At 64.3% G+C, this 17,020-nt stretch carries 19 protein-coding genes and 1 tRNA gene; 12 read left to right on the top strand and 8 right to left on the bottom strand.

Features of this window, described 5'->3' with window-relative positions; translation table 11 throughout:
• Positions 1-37: 37 nt before the first annotated feature.
• A complete protein-coding gene (locus ABWP22_RS02150) occupies positions 38-1,561 on the bottom strand; it encodes an ABC transporter permease/substrate-binding protein (protein ID WP_353198275.1) in 1,524 nt (507 codons plus the stop codon).
• A complete protein-coding gene (locus ABWP22_RS02145) occupies positions 1,558-2,307 on the bottom strand; it encodes an ATP-binding cassette domain-containing protein (protein ID WP_353198274.1) in 750 nt (249 codons plus the stop codon). The genes ABWP22_RS02150 and ABWP22_RS02145 overlap by 4 nt, the downstream gene beginning before the upstream one ends.
• A 156-nt stretch (positions 2,308-2,463) precedes the next feature.
• On the opposite strand from ABWP22_RS02145, the gene lnt reads away from it, so the two are divergent.
• Together lnt and metK are read left to right on the top strand one after the other, a co-directional pair.
• Positions 2,464-4,266, top strand: a complete 1,803-nt coding sequence (gene lnt, locus ABWP22_RS02140; protein ID WP_353198273.1) for an apolipoprotein N-acyltransferase — start codon at positions 2,464-2,466, stop codon at positions 4,264-4,266.
• Positions 4,267-4,363: 97 nt separating this feature from the next.
• On the top strand, positions 4,364-5,614 hold the full coding sequence (gene metK / locus ABWP22_RS02135; protein WP_353198272.1) for a methionine adenosyltransferase: 1,251 nt from the start codon (positions 4,364-4,366) through the stop codon (positions 5,612-5,614).
• 94 nt (positions 5,615-5,708) lie between these two features.
• Here the strand turns inward: metK and ABWP22_RS02130 are convergent, their stop codons facing one another.
• Positions 5,709-5,999, bottom strand: coding sequence for a putative quinol monooxygenase (locus ABWP22_RS02130; RefSeq protein ID WP_353198271.1), 291 nt, complete (start codon positions 5,997-5,999; stop codon positions 5,709-5,711).
• Between the two features lie 121 nt (positions 6,000-6,120).
• Between ABWP22_RS02130 and ABWP22_RS02125 the strand changes: the two genes are divergently transcribed.
• Positions 6,121-6,888 (top strand): hypothetical protein, encoded by a 768-nt coding sequence (locus tag ABWP22_RS02125; protein WP_353198270.1) that lies wholly within the window; start codon positions 6,121-6,123, stop codon positions 6,886-6,888.
• A 167-nt stretch (positions 6,889-7,055) separates the two neighbouring features.
• Here the strand turns inward: ABWP22_RS02125 and ABWP22_RS02120 are convergent, their stop codons facing one another.
• The 4 genes from ABWP22_RS02120 to ABWP22_RS02105 form a co-directional block, all read right to left on the bottom strand.
• Positions 7,056-7,475, bottom strand: a complete 420-nt coding sequence (locus ABWP22_RS02120) for a DUF423 domain-containing protein (protein ID WP_353198269.1) — start codon at positions 7,473-7,475, stop codon at positions 7,056-7,058.
• A 135-nt stretch (positions 7,476-7,610) separates the two neighbouring features.
• Positions 7,611-8,138 (bottom strand): PEPxxWA-CTERM sorting domain-containing protein, encoded by a 528-nt coding sequence (locus tag ABWP22_RS02115; protein WP_353198268.1) that lies wholly within the window; start codon positions 8,136-8,138, stop codon positions 7,611-7,613.
• Positions 8,139-8,365: 227 nt separating this feature from the next.
• Positions 8,366-9,079, bottom strand: coding sequence for an NAD-dependent deacylase (locus tag ABWP22_RS02110; protein ID WP_353198267.1), 714 nt, complete (start codon positions 9,077-9,079; stop codon positions 8,366-8,368).
• The gene (locus ABWP22_RS02105; RefSeq protein ID WP_353198266.1) at positions 9,076-9,606 is read right to left on the bottom strand and encodes a GNAT family N-acetyltransferase; all 531 of its coding nucleotides are present in this window, start codon (positions 9,604-9,606) and stop codon (positions 9,076-9,078) included. Before ABWP22_RS02105 ends, ABWP22_RS02110 begins: the two co-directional genes overlap by 4 nt.
• 141 nt (positions 9,607-9,747) lie before the next feature.
• On the opposite strand from ABWP22_RS02105, the gene ABWP22_RS02100 reads away from it, so the two are divergent.
• The 3 genes from ABWP22_RS02100 (at position 9,748) to dapB (ending at position 12,050) form a co-directional block, all read left to right on the top strand.
• Positions 9,748-10,335: a hypothetical protein gene (locus tag ABWP22_RS02100; protein WP_353198265.1), complete on the top strand. Its 588-nt coding sequence runs from the start codon at positions 9,748-9,750 to the stop codon at positions 10,333-10,335.
• On the top strand, positions 10,335-11,066 hold the full coding sequence (locus tag ABWP22_RS02095; protein WP_353198422.1) for a cytochrome c3 family protein: 732 nt from the start codon (positions 10,335-10,337) through the stop codon (positions 11,064-11,066). The genes ABWP22_RS02100 and ABWP22_RS02095 overlap by 1 nt, the downstream gene beginning before the upstream one ends.
• A gap of 162 nt (positions 11,067-11,228) precedes the next feature.
• Positions 11,229-12,050 carry a 4-hydroxy-tetrahydrodipicolinate reductase gene (gene dapB, locus ABWP22_RS02090; RefSeq protein ID WP_353198264.1) on the top strand — a complete coding sequence of 274 codons (822 nt, stop codon included), beginning with the start codon at positions 11,229-11,231 and terminating at the stop codon, positions 12,048-12,050.
• Here the strand turns inward: dapB and ABWP22_RS02085 are convergent.
• Positions 12,020-12,499, bottom strand: a complete 480-nt coding sequence (locus ABWP22_RS02085) for a DUF2244 domain-containing protein (RefSeq protein WP_353198263.1) — start codon at positions 12,497-12,499, stop codon at positions 12,020-12,022. The genes dapB and ABWP22_RS02085 overlap by 31 nt on opposite strands.
• Positions 12,500-12,584: 85 nt before the next feature.
• Here ABWP22_RS02085 and nth point away from each other — a divergent pair, with 85 nt between their 5' ends.
• The 6 genes from nth to ABWP22_RS02055 all read left to right on the top strand — a co-directional run bounded on the left by nth (position 12,585) and on the right by ABWP22_RS02055 (position 16,868).
• Entirely contained in the window at positions 12,585-13,232 is a 648-nt protein-coding gene (gene nth / locus ABWP22_RS02080; RefSeq protein ID WP_353198421.1) for an endonuclease III, read from the top strand.
• A gap of 36 nt (positions 13,233-13,268) precedes the next feature.
• Positions 13,269-13,640: a hypothetical protein gene (locus ABWP22_RS02075; RefSeq protein WP_353198262.1), complete on the top strand. Its 372-nt coding sequence runs from the start codon at positions 13,269-13,271 to the stop codon at positions 13,638-13,640.
• Between the two features lie 46 nt (positions 13,641-13,686).
• Positions 13,687-13,763, top strand: a tRNA-Arg gene (locus ABWP22_RS02070).
• A gap of 116 nt (positions 13,764-13,879) precedes the next feature.
• Entirely contained in the window at positions 13,880-14,767 is an 888-nt protein-coding gene (locus tag ABWP22_RS02065; protein ID WP_353198261.1) for a glycosyltransferase family 2 protein, read from the top strand.
• Between the two features lie 342 nt (positions 14,768-15,109).
• On the top strand, positions 15,110-15,958 hold the full coding sequence (locus ABWP22_RS02060; RefSeq protein ID WP_353198260.1) for an FkbM family methyltransferase: 849 nt from the start codon (positions 15,110-15,112) through the stop codon (positions 15,956-15,958).
• A gap of 70 nt (positions 15,959-16,028) precedes the next feature.
• Positions 16,029-16,868, top strand: a complete 840-nt coding sequence (locus tag ABWP22_RS02055) for an FkbM family methyltransferase (protein WP_353198259.1) — start codon at positions 16,029-16,031, stop codon at positions 16,866-16,868.
• Positions 16,869-17,020: the final 152 nt, after the last annotated feature.

Genomic DNA, 17,020 nt, shown 5'->3' with positions numbered 1-17,020 from the left:
TCGCCAGCATGACTGAATCGTGCGAACAAGGTCCAGCTTACAACCCCGTCTTCGCCTTCAGCCACTTTGCCGCCTGTGCCGGACTGCGCTTGTCCTGCGGCCGGTCGGCCTGCCAATTGGCTTCGCGCATCGCCTCGACCGGGATGCGGCCTTCGTAACGCGCCAGTCGTGCCACCAGCGCGTCGCGGCCGGGCGCCACCAACAGCAGCGCATCATAGGCCGGCAGCGCTTGCGCGTCGTCGGTGATCAGCACCAGATCATTGCCCACGAGTGTCCCATCGCTGCTGTAGGCGGTGATGATATCGGCCGAACCATCGTTCAGCGCCGCCATCATCAGCACCGGCGTAAAGGCGCGGATGCTGGCAAAGCCCAGGCCATAGCTGCGCTGCAACGCCGTCCATTCGGCGCGCGATTGAAACTCCAGATCGGTGGCCAGCCGCAATTTGCCGGACACGCGCGCCAGATCGCTGATGGTCTTCACCCCCAGCCGCACCGCATCCGTGCGGCGCATGGCCAGCGCATAGGCATTTTCAAATCCCAGCCGCGCCGCCACCGTCACGCCGTATCGCGCCTTCAGATCACGGGCGAGGATCGGCAGCATCACATCGCGTGGTGGTGTGTCGGTACGGCCCAGCGCCTGGGTCCACAGCGTGCCGCTGTAATCGATGCTGATATCGATGCCGCCAGCCGCAACGCTCTGAAACGCGATGCCCGATCCCAGGCCGGAACGGATGCTGGCCGGTTGGCCGATGCTGGCGAGATCGTCGGCAATCAGCTCGGCCAGGATATACTGTTCGGAAAAGGTCTTGGTGCCGATGGTCACTGCGGGCGTGGCAGAGGCGGGGCGCGCCTGCCACCACCAGCCGGTCACGCCGCCGGCGATCAGCGCCAGCAGGATCAGGCCCTGCGCCGCCGGGCGCCAGCGCCGCTGCGCAATGCCGGCCTGGCACCAGCCGAGCGCGCCATCCACCAGCAAGGCGACCCCGGCCGCCGCGACGCACCCCAACAGCACCTGCTGCCAATCCTGCAACTGCAAACCGGCAAAGATCAGATCGCCCAGGCTTTTCTGCCCGACCATGGTGGCCAGCGTCGCGGCGCCGATCGTCCACACTGCCGCGGTGCGCACGCCGCCCATCACCACGGGTGCCGCCAGCGACAGCTCCACATGGAACAGGCGTTGCCAGTCGCTCATGCCGATGGCCCGCGCCGCGTCGCGCACCCCATCGGGCACCGCCGCCAGCCCGCCGGCCAAACCGCGCAGCAGCGGCAGCAGCGCATATAGCGCCAATGCCAACAGCGACGGCAACAGCCCCAGCGACGGTACGGCCAGGCCTGTCACGTTCCTCAGCAGCACCAGCAGCGGAAAGAACAGCGCCAGCAGCGCCAGCGCCGGCACCGTCTGCACCACGCTGGCAAAGCCCATCACGCCGCGCCGCAGCCACGGCCGCGCCGGCATCAGCAGCGCCAGCGGCACTGCCACCACCAGCGCCAGCAGCAGCGCCGCCGCGCTGATCGCCAGATGCGCCGCCAGCGCCGAGGGCAGCGCTGCCAACCCGCTCATGTCAGGCGCGCCCCCATCCCGTGCAGCAATTCCGCTTGCGCCAATGGCCCGGCCACCAGCGCCTGCACCGCCGGGTGCGGATTGGCCGCCACCTGTGCCGGCGGCCCGCAGGCGACGATGGTCCCGGCATCGAGCACCAGCATCAGATCGGCCCGCAGCAGCGCATCCACCAGATCATGGGTGACAAGAATGGTGGTCAGCCCCTGCGCGCGGTGCAGCGCCACCAGCCGATCGGCCAGCGCCGTCCGGGTTTCGGGATCGAGCGCACCGAACGGCTCATCGAGCAGCAGCAGCCGCGGGCTTACCGCCAGCGCCCGCGCCAGCCCGACCCGGCTGGCCTGCCCGCCGGACAAGGCCCCTGGAAACCGATCCGCCAGATGCACCGGCAGATCGACCATTTCCATCAGTTCGGCGGCGCGCGCCAGCCGACGTGCCTTGTCCCACCCCATCAGCCAGGGCACCGCAGCGATATTGTCAGCCACGGTCCAGTGCGGAAACAGCCCGCCACCCTGCACGGCATAGCCGATGCCGCGGCGCAGGCTTTCCTTGTCACGCCCCGCCACATCCACACCATCGATGCGGATCGTGCCGGTATCGGGCTGCACCATGCGGTTGACCAGGCGCAGCAGGCTGGTCTTGCCGGCTCCCGATCCACCGACCAGCGCCACCAGCGCGCCGGGCGGAATCGCCAGATCGATACCGCGCAGCACCGGCCGGCCGCCCAACGCCAGCGTGACACCGTCCATTTGCAGGGCAGAAGTGCCGAGGGCAGGCGCCTTCGCCCCCCGATCATTGCTTGATGGTTCCCGCCCCATGACGGCCTTGTGGCACAGGCCGCCGCTGCGCCCCAGCCCCAAAACGCCACTGGCGCGGGGGCGCGGCTCAGGCTAACCCATGGTGTCATGCCAAATCGTGTTGCCTTTCCGCTCGCCCTTGTCGCTGGTTGTCTGGCTGCGCTGGGCTTTGCGCCGCTCAATCTGTGGCCGCTGGCAATCGCCGCACTGGCCGGGCTGTTGTGGCTGGTGTCCCGCGCCCGAGGGCCATGGTCGGCGGCGCTGATCGGCTGGTTGTTCGGCACCGGCATGTTTGCCTTTTCGCTGAACTGGATCGCCACCGCCTTCACCTTTCAGGCCAAGATGCCCCCGGTGCTCGGCTGGGTCGCCGTGGTCGGCCTGGCGATGTATCTGGCGCTGTTCGTGGCGGTGCCGGCCGGGCTGGCGGCGATTTTGCGCACACCGCCGGCGCGGGTATTGGCGCTGTGCGCGCTGTGGATTCCGGCAGAATGGGCGCGTGGAATTCTGCTCACCGGCTTTGCCTGGAATCCGATTGGCGCTGTCTGGCTGCCTGTGGGTGGGGTGGCGCAACTTGCCGCCATCGTCGGCGCCATCGGCCTGTCCCTGATCGCCCTGCTGGCGGCTGCCGGGCTGCTGTGGCTGGTGGTGGGGCCCGACCGCCTTGCCCGCATCAGCGGCGGCGGCATGATCGGGGCGACCTTCGTGGCCGGGCTGATCGGCAACGCCGGGGTCTTGGAAACCGGCTTTCTCGGCCCGGCGCTGGTCGTGGTGCAATCCGGCATCGGCCAGGGCGAGCGTTATGATGCCGCCGCCGTGGAGGCGCATCTGGCCACCCATCTCGATTTGACACGAGCCGCGCTGTTGCGGGTGGAGGCCAATTCGCGATCCGATCTGCCGGATGTGTCGATTCGCGAAACCCAGATCGGCCAGGCTGAAGGCGTGGATACGCCACTGCGGCCCGGCGTCGGCAAGGTGACGGGCCAATTGCAGAATGATGTGGCCGCTGGCCTGACCGTGCCGCCTTCGACCGAAATCGGTAACAGCAACCGCTCCAGCCTCGAACTGCTGGAAGGGGCTGCCGGCAACACGGGTGAAGACCAGGTGGCCGGGCCCGGCGGCAATCCGCAGATCGCGCGGCGCCGGCCGGTGGCGACCACGCCGGCGCTGGTGTTGTGGGCCGAAGGGGCCATCGACAGCCTGATCGAGGAAGACGCCGCCACCCGCGCCCGGATCGCGAGCGTGCTGCGCCCCGGCGATCTGCTGCTGGCCGGCGGCACGGGCGTAAGGCGGGAAGGCGGGAAGGCCCGCTATTCCAACACCCTGTTCGTGATTGATGCAGCCGGCCGAATTCGCGGCCGCTATGACAAGGCGCATCTGGTGCCGATGGGCGAATATGTGCCGTGGCGCGAATTGCTGGAACCGCTGGGCATTGCCCGGCTGGTGCCGGGTGACAGTGATTTTGCCTCTGGTCCCGGGCCGCGCACGCTGTTGCTGCCGGGTTTTCTGGGGGTGGCCCCGGTGATCTGCTATGAAATCGCCTTTCCGCAAGCGGTGGTGCAGGCCTCCACCCGCCCGGCCTGGATCGCCAACGTGTCGAACGATGCCTGGTTCGGCGCCTGGGGCCCGCCGCAGCATGTGGCGCAGGCCCGGCTGCGCGCCATCGAGGAAGGCCTGCCGATCGCGCGAGCCACCCCCACCGGGCAGACGGTGGTGATCGACGGCCACGGCCGTGTGCTCAATCAGGTGCAGAATGACGTGGCCGAAGCCATCGTTACCACCATGCCGCCGCCGCTGCCGGCGCCGCCGTTCACGCGCGGAGGGCCCGTGCTGGCGTTTCTGGGTGCGGTGCTGCTCGCGGGGCTGGCGCTGCTCTTGCAGCGCCGCACCCTGGGGCGGCTCGATCTGGCCTGATCATACGCAATTCGGGATATAAACTTCTCGTTATATGACTTGCGCGGCTGCGGATGCCTGCGTATGACGGCGGCGCGTAACAATAGTAGGTAAGATCATGGGCCGCTCCACCTTCCTGTTCACCTCCGAGTCCGTGTCCGAAGGCCATCCCGACAAGGTGGCGGACCAGATTTCCGATGCCGTGGTCGACCTGTTTCTGTCGCGCGATCCCGAAGCCCGTGTGGCCTGCGAAACGCTGACCACCACGCAGCGGGTGGTGTTGGCTGGCGAAGTGCGCGGCCGCGGCATGATCGACACGGCCGGCAATTGGGAACCGGGCGCCCAGGAAGATATCCAGCGCGCCGTGCGCGAAACGGTCAAGCGCATCGGGTACGAACAGGATGGGTTCCACTGGCAGAACCTCACCTTTGAAAACCATCTCCATCCGCAATCTTCCGATATCGCGCAGGGCGTGGACAGCGCCGGCAACAAGGAGGAAGGCGCCGGCGACCAAGGCATCATGTTCGGCTATGCCACCGATGAAACGCCGGATTACATGCCGGCCACCCTCTATTATTCGCATCGCATCCTCGCCCGCATGGCCGAAGATCGTCACAGCGGCGCGGCACCGTTTCTGGAGCCCGACGCCAAGAGCCAGGTGACCCTGGCCTATGAGAACGAAGTGCCGGTGCGCGCCGCCGCGCTCGTCGTGTCCACCCAGCACGCGATCGATTATTGCACCCCCTGGGAAAAGGACGGCAAGCAGGGTGGTGATGCCGCCAAATATGCCGAACTGCGCGATTATGTGCTGGGCGTGTTCACCGATATCCTGCCCGCCGGATTCATCACGTCCGAAACGGCCATTCACATCAATCCCACCGGCAAGTTCGAAATCGGCGGCCCGGATGGCGACGCTGGTGTGACCGGGCGCAAGATCATTGTGGATACCTATGGCGGCGCTGCCCCGCACGGCGGCGGCGCGTTCAGCGGCAAGGATCCGACCAAGGTCGATCGCTCAGCGGCCTATGTCTGCCGTTATCTGGCGAAGAATATCGTTGCGGCCGGGCTCGGCCGGCGCTGCACGATCCAGCTTTCCTATGCCATCGGCGTCGCCGAGCCGCTGTCGATCCATGTCGATCTGCACGGCACAGGCAAGGTTCCCGAAGCCGCCGTCGAGGCGCTGCTCGGCGATCCGACACGGCTGGGCTTTGCGCTCACGCCGCGTGGCATCCGCACGCACCTCAAGCTCAACCAGCCGATCTATCAGCGCAGCGCCGCCTACGGCCACTTCGGCCGCACGCCCGATGCCGAAGGTGGCTTCAGTTGGGAAAAGCTCGATCTGGGCGACGCGCTGAAGGCCCTGCTCTGACCCATCTCACCTCCCCCGACCCCGCCCGTTGAACTGCGCTCGACTGCGGCTCAGGGGAGGGGTCGGGAGTGGGGAATGACAGCGCAAACCTGCCTCAAACCACCCCGTCCAGATATTCCACTTCCGGCCGCCCGGCCAGGGCACCGGCCAGCGCCGGGCCGGCGGCCTTGAAATGTGCGCTTTCGCCATGCGCCTTCAACGCATCGGCATCGGCATACACTTCCAGCACCTTGTAGGTGAGCGGATCGGCCTTCGACCTTGTGAGCTGATAGGCGTGGTTGCCCGGCTCATTGGCGCGCACCGCGGCCTGCAGTGTGCGGAACGCCGCCTCGAATGCGTCGGCCGTGCCGTCCTTGATCTTCAACGTGGCGATAACCCCGATCATGTGCGTCTCCTGATTGCGCCGTCACGCTGCCGCATGCAGGGCCAATCCCCAAGCTGGCAAAATGATGGACGCCGCGCAGACGTAACGATAGTCTCCACCGGACAATTCGGGGGGATCGATCGTGGCATCATTGGCAAACAGGTTGGACGAGGCTGATCTGGTCCGCCAGGCGCGTGTTACGGGCGTGATGGCGCTGATCTTTGCGGCGGCCTTTTCCTTTCAACTGGCGATGGGCCGCTCCAGCTTCGGCGCGCCGGCAGTGGTGCATGTCCACGGCCTGATCTTCTTTGGTTGGGTGGCGCTGTCGCTGTTGCAGGCCGGGCTGGCCGCCAGTGGCCGCATCGCGCTGCACCGGCAGCTTGGCTGGCTGGGGCTGGTGTGGATTTTCGCCATGCTGGTCGCCGGCGTTGCGGTGACGCTGGCGGTCGCGCAATCGGGGCGCACGCCATTCTTCTTCCAGCCGCAAGTCTTCATGGTGCAGAATCCGGTCACGCTGCTGGTCTTCGCCGGCCTGGCGCTTACCGCCATTGCGCGGCGGCGTGACACCGGCTGGCACCGCCGCCTGCACATCTGCGCACTGGCCGCGGTGATGGGCCCGGCCTTCGGCCGCCTGCTGCCGATGCCGTTCCTCACGCCCTTCGCGATGGAAATCGCTTCCGTGCCCGGCCTGCTGTTTCCGGCCTGGCTGGCCTGGCGCGAAACCCGCGGGGGCGCGGCGCTGCACCCGGCCTGGGTGGTCGGCCTGCTGGCGCTGCCGATCGCGCTCATCGCCGGCTGGCTGTTCGCCCATTCCACCGCCGCCGCTAGCCTTTACACCGCGGCCGTTGCCGACACACCGGGCGCGGCCATCGCCGGCCTCGCCTTCGGCGCGCCACCCCCGGGGATGTGAACGGTTGGAGTATCCGTTGTGATCAAGCCACGTTTTGGGTCCACGGCCGTTTTGGTTCAGGGCCCAAGGCGTCTGTGGACGCGTGGAGGCCGCGATGCGCTTTGCATCGCAATCGACGAGGTTCGTCCGACCGGGCGATGACGGTGATCCAAGTTGGTCGGAAAGCGCTAACCTTCGAATCGTTTCAGCGCGTCACCGGCATAAGCGATCACGGTCAACCACAGCCAGCCAAACAACATGGCAGTGCCGCCGGCCGGGGCCAGCGCCGCCACCCAGCGCGGTGCGCCCATGGCCAGCAGGTTGAGATCCATGGCGAAGATGAAGCTGCCGACGCTCACCGCCCAGGCGCCGCTGTGCACCAGGGGCGAATTGCGCCAGCCGAGCAACCCGAACACGGCCGCGACGTGCGGCAACTGGAACATCACCCCGGTCATGATCCAGTCCCGCGCCTGGCCGTCCTGGATGCCGTGCGCGGCGAAGGTGCCGAAGGCCAGGGCGATCACGGCATTCAGGCAGGCAAAGGCCGGCAGATAGCGCGGCCGGGGACTTGGGTCTGGGCGGGGCGGGCTGGCGGGGGTGCTGGTCATCGTGGTGACCATCGCGTGCCGATGGACAAAAGAAAAGCCCCCGCGTCACCGGACGCGGAGGCTTGATCGTGATGGGCGACGTATCAGGCCGCAGCAAAGCGGCACCATGTCAGGCCGCGACAACGCGGCACCATGTCAGGCCGCGACAACGCGGCGGCGGCGCAGGGTGGCCCCAACCAGGCCAAAGCCGGCGATCAACATTGCCCAGCTCGACGGTTCCGGGATGGCGCCGATGGTCAGCACACCACGACCGAAAAAGGAAAATTCGGGCGCGACGTAGAAGCCATAGCTGTCACCCTGAGCCACGTTGAAACTGAATGTACCAAAATTCTGACTATAGGCCAGGAGATCGGGGTCCGAGAGCGCGACAAAAACATTGTTGATGAAATAGCCGGCTGGATCGAAGTTGCTGCCATCGATGTCCAAGGTCAGATAGCGGAACTGGCCTGAAATGGTTCCCGCCGCCAGCGCCGTGGTGGTGTAACTAGTCAGATTGCCCTCGGTTTCGTCATTTGCGCCGAAAAGATCGAAGCGACCCGGAGCGATCTCTATCACGAACCCGTCCCCCCCCTGGCTGTTGCCCAGAGTGAAGGTTGCTGCGGCAGGAACCGCAGCCCCAAGGGTGGCGGCGACAGCAACGAGCATGGACACGGATTTCATCATAGTTTGGACCCCCGGATTCGATCGGCAAGACATCATGGCGCAGCAGACTCTGCCCCAAAATGGTTAATCATGTCTGATTAACGTTACTTCAATTATTTGTAAACATTCTGGCTGATCCGGAACCGGTCACCCCTCCGGATGCTGTTTCCTGCCCTCAAATGTCCCCGGCTTCCCGCCACCCGCGTCCACCAGACACCATCGAATCCGCGCCGGCGAACGGCCAAGGATCATGGCCGCGCAGCAAGCACCGCCTCCACCCACGCCGGCACCAGCGTGCCCGCCGGACCTTGGCGGGCTTCATCGAACATCGGGGTGCCGGCCGACGGCTCCAGATTGAGTTCCAGTGTGCGCGCGCCGGCTTCCCGCGCCCACTGCCCAAAGCCGGCCGCCGGATAGACCGCGCCCGATGTGCCGATGGACACGAACAGATCACAGGCGGCAATCGCCGCCGTGATGCGATCCATGTGGTAGGGCATTTCGCCGAACCAGACGATATCGGGGCGCAGGCTACCACCGGCGCGGCCACAGGCCGGGCAGGGCGGATGGTCGATCAGCCGGCCCGTGAAGCGATTCGCTGCGCCGCAGGCCAGGCACAGCGCGCTCAGCAGCTCGCCATGCATGTGCAGCAACCGCTTCGATCCGGCGCGGTCGTGCAGATCATCGACATTCTGTGTCACCAGCAGCAGCTCACCCGACCACGCCGCATCCAGCCGGGCCAGCGCCAGATGCGCGGCGTTGGGCTGCACCTGCGCCAGAAAGGCGCGGCGATCATCATAGAAGCGCTGCACCAGTTCCGGATTGCGGCGGAACGCCTGCGGGGTGGCGACATCCTCGATCCTATGGCCTTCCCACAGGCCATCGGCGGCGCGGAAGGTGGGCACACCGGATTCAGCCGAAATGCCGGCACCGGTGAGGATGACGATGTTGCGGATGCGGCTCATGTGACAGGCTCCAGCAAGGCGACCGGATCGGGCCACCAGATGCGACGCACCGGCTGGCGGCTGCCGTCGGGGGCGGTTTCAAGCCATTCCATCACGTCTTCACCGCCCACCTTTGCGTAAAATCCGCGCGCGGCGGTGTTGGCGCTGTAGACGAACAGATCGAGGCCCAACCCCGGCGCTTCGGCCAACGACAGACCTGCCGCCGCCGCCAGCAGGCGCCGGCCCAGCCCCTGGCCCTTCAGGCCGGGGCGCACATGCAGATTGTCGACATGCGTGCCCCACTGCGGGTCGGCGGCAAGGAACAGGCTGACAAAGCCGGCCAGCCCTTCCGCATCCCCGGCCAACAGCACGCGCAGTGCCGGATCGGGCGGGGCGTATCGCCGGGTCCACACCTGCAGGCGATCGGCCGCCACATCGTTGGCCAGCCAGTCAGCGGACAGAATATGCGGATAGGCCTCTCGCCAGCTTGCCGCGTGCAAGGCGGCAATCGCGGGCGCGTCGGCGGGTTTGGCGAGGCGGAAGGTCATTGCTGCGACCATAAGGGCGAAGCGCAAAACCCGGCAAGCGCCACTGATGCAGCCGGTGCGACCTGAGCTGCAATACCGTGTTGGCCCTTATTGCCGACGGTGCACGATCCGGGTTCTCATGCTGTGCAGAAGGGAACGGATATGCCGAACCGCGGCGCCAGCCTTATCAGCCGCGAAGTGCTGCCGTTTGCCATGGCGTTGCTGACCCTTGCCGGACTGGCCCTGCTGATCGATGCGGCGCTGCACTTTTTCGGGCTGGTGTGGGTGGGCCGCTGGCTGGGCATCCCCGGCACGGTGCTGATCCTGGCGTCGTTCGCCTATTCGCTGCGCAAACGGAAAATCACCACGCGCAGCAAGCCGATGGATTTGTTGCGCCGGCACGAGCGCATGGCCTGGGCCGGGTCGCTGCTGGTGCTGGTGCATGCCGGCATTCATTTCAACGCGGTGCTGGCCTGGTTGGCGCTGCTGGCCATGGCGGTGAATATCGTCAGCGGGCTGACCGGGAAATTCCTGCTGGACCGCGCCCGCACACGGTTGGTGACCGCCCGGACCCGCCTGGCGGACAGCGGAATGGATGCCACCCAAATCGAGGAGCGCCTGTACCGCGACAGCCTGACCTATGATCTGGTGCGCAAATGGCGGGTCGTGCATGTGCCGATCACCCTGGCGTTTGCCGTGCTGGCGACCGCCCATCTGGTTTCGACGGCGCTGTTCTGGGATTGGCAGTGATGCCGCGGCCGGGCATATTTATCATTGCGGCGGCGCTGATCGGGATCATCGTGCTGGCCATCCTGCACCCGCAACCGATGCTGGCACCCGGCCCGGTGATGCCCGCCCATGCCGCCATCGCCAGGGATTGCTTTGCCTGTCATCAGCCGTTCCAGGGGGCCGCAGCACCGCGCTGTATCGCCTGCCACGCCCCGGCGCGCATCGGCCTGTTCACCACCAGGGGCACAGCGCTGGCCCACAAAAAGGCCGCGTTCCACCAGCAATTGGCCAACCCGGATTGCATGGCCTGCCACAGTGATCATGCCGGGCCGGCGTTGACCGGCCACAGCCCGACGATGTTCAATCATGCGCTGCTGCAGCCACAGGCCCGCGGCCAGTGCGCGACGTGCCACACCGCGCCGGCCGGGCCGCTGCACCGCCAGATGGGCAGCACCGGCTGCGCCAGTTGCCACGGCACCAACGCCTGGCGGCCCGCCAATTTCGCCCACGATCGGCTGTTCCGGCTGGATGGTCCGCACAATGTTGCGTGCGTCACCTGCCATGTCGGCGGCAATCTGCAACGCTACACCTGCTATGGCTGCCACGAACATCAGCCGGCGCGCGTGCTGGCCGAACATCGCGAGGAAGGCGTGCGCGGCAATCTCGACAAATGCGCCCGCTGCCACCGCAGCGCCCAAGGTGAAGGCGAGGGGGACGAAGGGCGTGAAGGCGGGGAAGACAGGGGTTCGTGAAGCGAGACCAGCAGCTGGCGAAGCGCTGCAAGCCGTTGCTGAATACCGCCCGTGAAACGCGCGTACATCCAGTGGCGGTTTGACTGGCAGATGCTGGTGCCCGACTGAACCGCCGCATGCCGGCGGTTGCGCCCGTCCCGGCAAGACGCCACTATGCGCGCCATGAACCGTAACGCAATCAAGGTGGGCGTGCTGGGCGCCGGCGGCCGCATGGGCCAGGCGATCATCGCGCAGCTGGCGGATTGGCCCGCCCCGGCCGGGCAACCACCGCTGATGCTGTCTGGTGCCGTCGAACGCGCCGGCCACCCCAGCTGCGGCCGCGCCGCCGGGCCGGGGCACCCCGAAACCCTCACTGTCTGTTCCAACATCGGCGCCATCGCGCACAAATGCGATGTGCTGATCGATTTTTCGGCACCGGCGGCGTTGGCCGTGTCGCTGGAGGCCGCGCAGGAAGGTGGTTGCGCCCTGTTGATCGGCACCACCGGGCTGGAAGCCGTGCACCATGCCGCCATCGATGCGGCCGCCCGCCACATCGCCGTGCTGCAGGCTGCCAACACCAGCCTGGGCGTGACGCTGCTCGCCCGGCTGGTCGAGCAGGCGGCGCGCGCGCTCGGGCCGGAATGGGATATCGAGATTGCCGAACTGCACCACCGCATGAAGGTGGATGCGCCGTCGGGCACCGCACTGGCGCTGGGCGAAGCGGCGGCGCGTGGCCGCGGCATCGATCTGGCCAGCCACCGCACCAGCGGGCGCGATGGCATCACCGGCGCGCGGATCGAAGGCCAGATCGGCTTTGCGTCGTTGCGCGGTGGCAGCGCCGCCGGCGATCACATGGTGCTGCTGGCCAGTGATGGGGAACGCATCGAATTGTGGCACCGCGCCGAGGACCGCGCCATCTTTGCGCGCGGCGCGCTGAAGGCGGCACAGTGGCTGGCGGGCAAGCCGGCCGGCCGTTACGCCATGGCCGACGTGCTGGGGCTCTGATTGCGATAGCGCGCCAGCGCCTCGCGGATCACGGCACCGACCTCGCGGCGTTCCGGGGCTGATAGGAAGCCGCCTACCACCACGCGGCGACCATGGGCGGCCAGGAACAGCAACGCGTCGCCCAGTGGCGTTTCCTCGATCTGCACCTGCGTGTACCAGGGTTCGAAGGTGACCACCCTGGTTTCGCCCCACGGCGACACCCGCGTCAGGATCAACTTATCCTGCGCCAGCACCAGGCGCTCGTGATTGCCGCCTGATCGGAAATTGCTGCGCAGCGCCCAGGCGAGCAGCGCGACATCGGCGACCATGAACGGGATCACCGGCCACAGGCCCAGCACCAGGAACCGGATGCTGCCGATCAGGAACAGCCCGCCCACGGCCAGCACCAGCCAGCGAGCATGGTCGCGTGACAGGGATCGGTTGGGCCGGAGGGTGAGATCGAGCAGCACAGGTCGGCTTTACGCCGCAGCCCCTTTACGCGCCATGGCTTTTGCCGGCATCCAGCGTCGCATGACCAAGCTTGCACGTCGGCAGATGACCGTGGCGGAAATCGCCGAATTTTTCGAACGATTGGCGGTCGCCAATCCGGAGCCGGTGACCGAACTGGCCTATGCCAATGGCTATCAACTGCTCGTCGCCGTGGTGCTGTCGGCGCAGGCGACCGACGTGGGGGTCAACAAGGCAACCAAGCGCCTGTTCGAAACGGTGCACACACCGCAGCAGATGATCGACCTGGGCCAGGATGGCCTGAAAAGCCACATCCGCACCATCGGTCTGTTCAATGCCAAGGCCAGGAACGTCATCGCCCTTTCGCACCGGTTGGTGAACGATTTCGGCGGCGACGTGCCGGACAATCGCGACTCGCTGGAAACGCTGCCGGGAGTCGGCCGCAAGACCGCCAATGTGGTGGTGAGCGTGCTGTTCGGCCAGGAAACCTGCGCCGTTGATACGCATGTGTTCCGCGTCGCCAACCGCACCGGCATGGCGCCGGGCAAGACGCCGCTGCTGGTGGAAAACGCCATCATGAAACGGGTGAAGCCACCATGGCGCCGCCACGCCCACCACTGGCTGATCCTGCACGGCCGCTATACCTGCACGGCGCGCAGCCCGAAATGCGCGGTGTGCCCGGTCAATGATCTCTGCCAGTTCCGCGCCAAGATGGACGCGCCTGCTCCCGGTTAAGCGGCGGTTCAGCGCGCACGGAACAATCTGTCCCCCATGGTCCGTTCCGCCCTTGGTCCGTTCGTGCTGCTGCTGGTCTCGGCTGCCGCGGCCGCGGCGGCAGACCCCGTCCCTTCGGCAGAAACGAAAATCTGCCTGCCACTGGGCAGCCTGCGCCAAACCATTGTACGCAATGATCACAGCATCGATTTCGTGCTGCGCGATGGCAGTGTCTGGCGCAACACACTGCCCAATCGCTGCCCGCAATTGGGCATCGAACGGGCCTTTTCCTACCAGACTTCACTCAGCCAATTGTGCCGGCAGGATGTGATCAGCGTGGTCCTTCAAACCGGTGGACAGATGCTCGCCGCACGCTGCGGCCTCGGCCCGTTCGAGCGCCAGCCCGCAGCGCCGCCAACAGCCAGATGAATCAGGCTGGCCTCGGCCGGCAACCGCTGCTAACACCCGTCGCCAAGCACCCGTAGCTCAGCTGGATAGAGCGCTGCCCTCCGAAGGCAGAGGCCACAGGTTCGAATCCTGTCGGGTGCACCATAAAATCAATGACTTACTGCAGCGATAATGTTGCTGCATGGAATCCTGATGGAAAGTTGGGGTTCAAACTGCTGGCGAACCGTGCGCTTTTGAGGGCGCTCTGCTGAGTCGTCGCAGTGCTTGTTGCTTTGCTGGCAGGAAAAGACTTTTTGCGCACAACTTTGCCGTTCTGCGGGTGCCCCCGGGGAGGCGCTCTCTGGCAGGGGGTGGCGCAAGATTGTGGTGCAGTGAAATGGACGCTCAAGTCGGCAAGGAAATATATGAAAGTTAGCCTCATCACCCCGACGTTCCAAAGGGAGCAATTCCATTCCCGGATCCTCAAATGTTTCCGATCGCAATCACATTCCGATATCGAGTGGCTGATTCTCGATGACAGCCCGACCCCTTCGAAGACACTAGCAGGACTAGAGTACGACAATATCAAATACTACCATACCCATGAACGAATGCTAATCGGTGACAAGAGGAACTGGTTGGCTGAGAGGTGCTCAGGCGATTTTATCGCCCATTTCGATGACGATGATTTTTATGCTAAAGAATATACATCAACAATGTTGTCAGCAATCGACGAACGGGGGCTCGATTTTCTGAATTTGCGCGGTTGGTTTGTACATGATATCAGATCCAGTTTCTTTGGATATTGGGACATGACAAAAAAGACTGGCAAACATTACGTATGCGATTGGGCCGGCGTTTCTTCCGTTGATTTTGAAAATGAAGATTTTCTTGGTCCGACGAATGAACTGGGCTGGGGTTTCGGATTTTTTTATCGGAAAAAAGTATGGGAGGCCATAAAATTCCCGTCTCAAAACTGGAAAGAGGATGGTATATTTTCAGTAGAAGTTCACAGTCAATTCAAGGCGGGGGGATTGATGGATAGCACGGGTATCTGTCTTCATGAAGTTCATGGTAAGAATTCTTCGCGCTGCTTTCCGCAGTATAACATACCGTCATTCTTCATAAATCGGGTGTTCCCAGATTATACGGAAATTGAAGCGGGCTGAAGTCCCAAGTTCGAATCCTGTCGGGTGCACCATGGTTTTTCTCTCGGTTTCAATAGTTTACACTCAGAAATACACGCCTGGAACGTCATTTTGGAACAAGCGGATCATAGGCAGATTCCGAGCTGCGAAACTGTGCTGTCTGATTGTGGCTTGAGGCTTCCGTTACGCTGTTTTGAACCCGGTGTTTGAAACGGTCTGAACCGCCGCGGAATCGCCGGAGGTCCTTGAAAAGATCTGTGAGCGCCAGGCGGCCGGCTTGGCACAGGCCGCCAACGGTGCTTGTCAAGACCTACCGGTCGGGCCAAGACATCGGGGGCATCCACCGCGATCTGGGCCTTTCTCATGAAGTCACTTAAGTTTCCGGTCGTCGATCCGCTCATTCAGGTAATGGATGTGGGGGCGGCGGCGATTGCCGAAACGCCGATGTACAAGGGCCTGCTCGATGCCGGTCTGGCGCATCTGCACGCCTTCGAAGGCGATGCCCGCCAGATAGCGGCGATCAAGGCGGCCTATGGGGATCGCGCCACCATCCACCAGGCGTTTCTGTTCGATGGCAGCTTGCGCCCGCTCCATATCGCCAGCCCGGCCAGCGGCATGACCTCGTTGCTGAAACCGCGGCAGGCGGCGCTGAACTTCTTCAACGGCTTTGACAGATTTGGTGCCATCGAGGCGGTGGAAGATGTGCAGACCTGCCGACTGGATGATCTTGGCGGGCTGCCCCGCATCGATCTGTTGAAGATGGACATCCAGGGCGCCGAACTGACGGTGATGCAGCACGGGCAGGACCGGCTACGGGACTGTGTCGCCGTGCAGCTCGAAGTGTCCTACATCTGCCTGTATGAAGATCAGCCCAGTTTCGGCGACGTGGATGTGTGGATGCGTGCGCAAGGCTATGCCCCGCACCGGTTTCTCGACGTCAAGCGCTGGTCGATCGCGCCGACCATCTTCCAGAATAATTTCCGCGTGGCGGGCCACCAGTTGCTGGAAAGCGACATCGTCTATGTGCGCGATCCGTTGGCGCTGGACAGGTTGAGCGACGTGCAATTGGAGAAACTGGCGATCATCGCGCATCATTGCCTGACCAGCCCTGATCTCTGTGCGTTTGTGCTGCTGGAACTGGTGCGGCGCGGGCGGCTTCCCGAAGGCCATAACCGCACCTATCTTGCGGAACTGGCAGGATCGGCACGCTGAACCGGGTCATTGTGCGGGGTTGGCAGCGGCACCGGACAGGCCGCACGCATTGTTTGGCAGGGGATCGTTCGTGAAAACCTATGTGAAAGACTGCAGGTGGGGGAAATTCCTGCTCCTGCACGGTGATTTCATCAGTCATTTCATGAACATGTTTGGAGAATGGAGCGAAGCCGAGGTGGATCTCTTCCGCTGGCTGCTGCCAGCAGACGGTGTGGTCATCGAGGTCGGTTCCAATATCGGCACTCACGCCGTGCCGCTGTCGATGATCTGTCCGCAAGGCCGCGTCTATTGCTATGAGCCCCAGCGGCAGATTTATCACATTCTTTGCGCCAACCTCGCGTTGAACAATCGCCTGAATGTCTTCGCCTTACACAGCGGCGTTGGAGACACGGTCGGACGGATCGCTATCGAGTCAAGCGACTACGACGAGCCGTTCAACTATGGCTCCTATTCATTGACCCAAGGGTTCAGCACCGAGACGGCTTTCAAGGGCCATCTATCGAGCGAGATTGTGCCAATCACGTCTCTTGACGGCGATCCAAACCTTGGCGATCTGCAAAATGTCCACCTACTCAAGATCGACGCCGAAGGATTTGAACCGCAAGTTATTGCCGGGGCAGAGCAGATCATATTGAAATTTCGACCTGATATCTTTGTGGAGGCCAACAAGCCGGAAGTCTTAGAGGCCGCAATGAAAGCCCTGTTGCCGTTAGGGTATATCGGATACTGGTTCGTTTCACACCGGTTTCGTCCTGATAATTACAACCGTTCCCCCTTTGTGGTTGCAGGCTGGGACGCGAACATTATCTTCCGTCAAACCAACCGACCAGTGCCATCCGGCCTTCGTGTGGCACAGGATTTTGACGACCTGTCACGAGGTGTGGCGATCCTGAACAAGTTTGAGGGTTGAAACAGAACCAACGGCCTTGAAACGGCCGGGTACCAGTTGTTGGTGTGGGTTGTTCGGTTTGGGATTGATGACCTCCGACTTTGGTCGGATTGGATCGCTCGCGAAAGCCTTCGTGGTTTGGGATCTTGGCTTCAAGGCATCAGCGCCAATGC

This window comes from Sandarakinorhabdus sp., from assembly GCF_040398665.1.
GTDB lineage: Bacteria > Pseudomonadota > Alphaproteobacteria > Sphingomonadales > Sphingomonadaceae > Sandarakinorhabdus.
This window is presented reverse-complemented; position numbering and strand designations above follow the sequence as displayed.

Excerpts from the sequence above, each read along its gene's own strand:
- ABWP22_RS02150 (WP_353198275.1), bottom strand. The coding sequence starts at position 1,561 with ATGAGCGGGTTGGCAGCGCTGCCCTCGGCGCTGGCGGCGCATCTGGCG.
- ABWP22_RS02145 (WP_353198274.1), bottom strand. The coding sequence starts at position 2,307 with ATGGACGGTGTCACGCTGGCGTTGGGCGGCCGGCCGGTGCTGCGCGGT.
- lnt (WP_353198273.1), top strand. The coding sequence starts at position 2,464 with ATGCCAAATCGTGTTGCCTTTCCGCTCGCCCTTGTCGCTGGTTGTCTG.
- metK (WP_353198272.1), top strand. The coding sequence starts at position 4,364 with ATGGGCCGCTCCACCTTCCTGTTCACCTCCGAGTCCGTGTCCGAAGGC.
- ABWP22_RS02130 (WP_353198271.1), bottom strand. The coding sequence starts at position 5,999 with ATGATCGGGGTTATCGCCACGTTGAAGATCAAGGACGGCACGGCCGAC.
- ABWP22_RS02120 (WP_353198269.1), bottom strand. The coding sequence starts at position 7,475 with ATGACCAGCACCCCCGCCAGCCCGCCCCGCCCAGACCCAAGTCCCCGG.
- ABWP22_RS02115 (WP_353198268.1), bottom strand. The coding sequence starts at position 8,138 with ATGATGAAATCCGTGTCCATGCTCGTTGCTGTCGCCGCCACCCTTGGG.
- ABWP22_RS02110 (WP_353198267.1), bottom strand. The coding sequence starts at position 9,079 with ATGAGCCGCATCCGCAACATCGTCATCCTCACCGGTGCCGGCATTTCG.
- ABWP22_RS02105 (WP_353198266.1), bottom strand. The coding sequence starts at position 9,606 with ATGACCTTCCGCCTCGCCAAACCCGCCGACGCGCCCGCGATTGCCGCC.
- ABWP22_RS02100 (WP_353198265.1), top strand. The coding sequence starts at position 9,748 with ATGCCGAACCGCGGCGCCAGCCTTATCAGCCGCGAAGTGCTGCCGTTT.
- ABWP22_RS02095 (WP_353198422.1), top strand. The coding sequence starts at position 10,335 with ATGCCGCGGCCGGGCATATTTATCATTGCGGCGGCGCTGATCGGGATC.
- dapB (WP_353198264.1), top strand. The coding sequence starts at position 11,229 with ATGAACCGTAACGCAATCAAGGTGGGCGTGCTGGGCGCCGGCGGCCGC.
- nth (WP_353198421.1), top strand. The coding sequence starts at position 12,585 with ATGACCGTGGCGGAAATCGCCGAATTTTTCGAACGATTGGCGGTCGCC.
- ABWP22_RS02075 (WP_353198262.1), top strand. The coding sequence starts at position 13,269 with ATGGTCCGTTCCGCCCTTGGTCCGTTCGTGCTGCTGCTGGTCTCGGCT.
- ABWP22_RS02060 (WP_353198260.1), top strand. The coding sequence starts at position 15,110 with ATGAAGTCACTTAAGTTTCCGGTCGTCGATCCGCTCATTCAGGTAATG.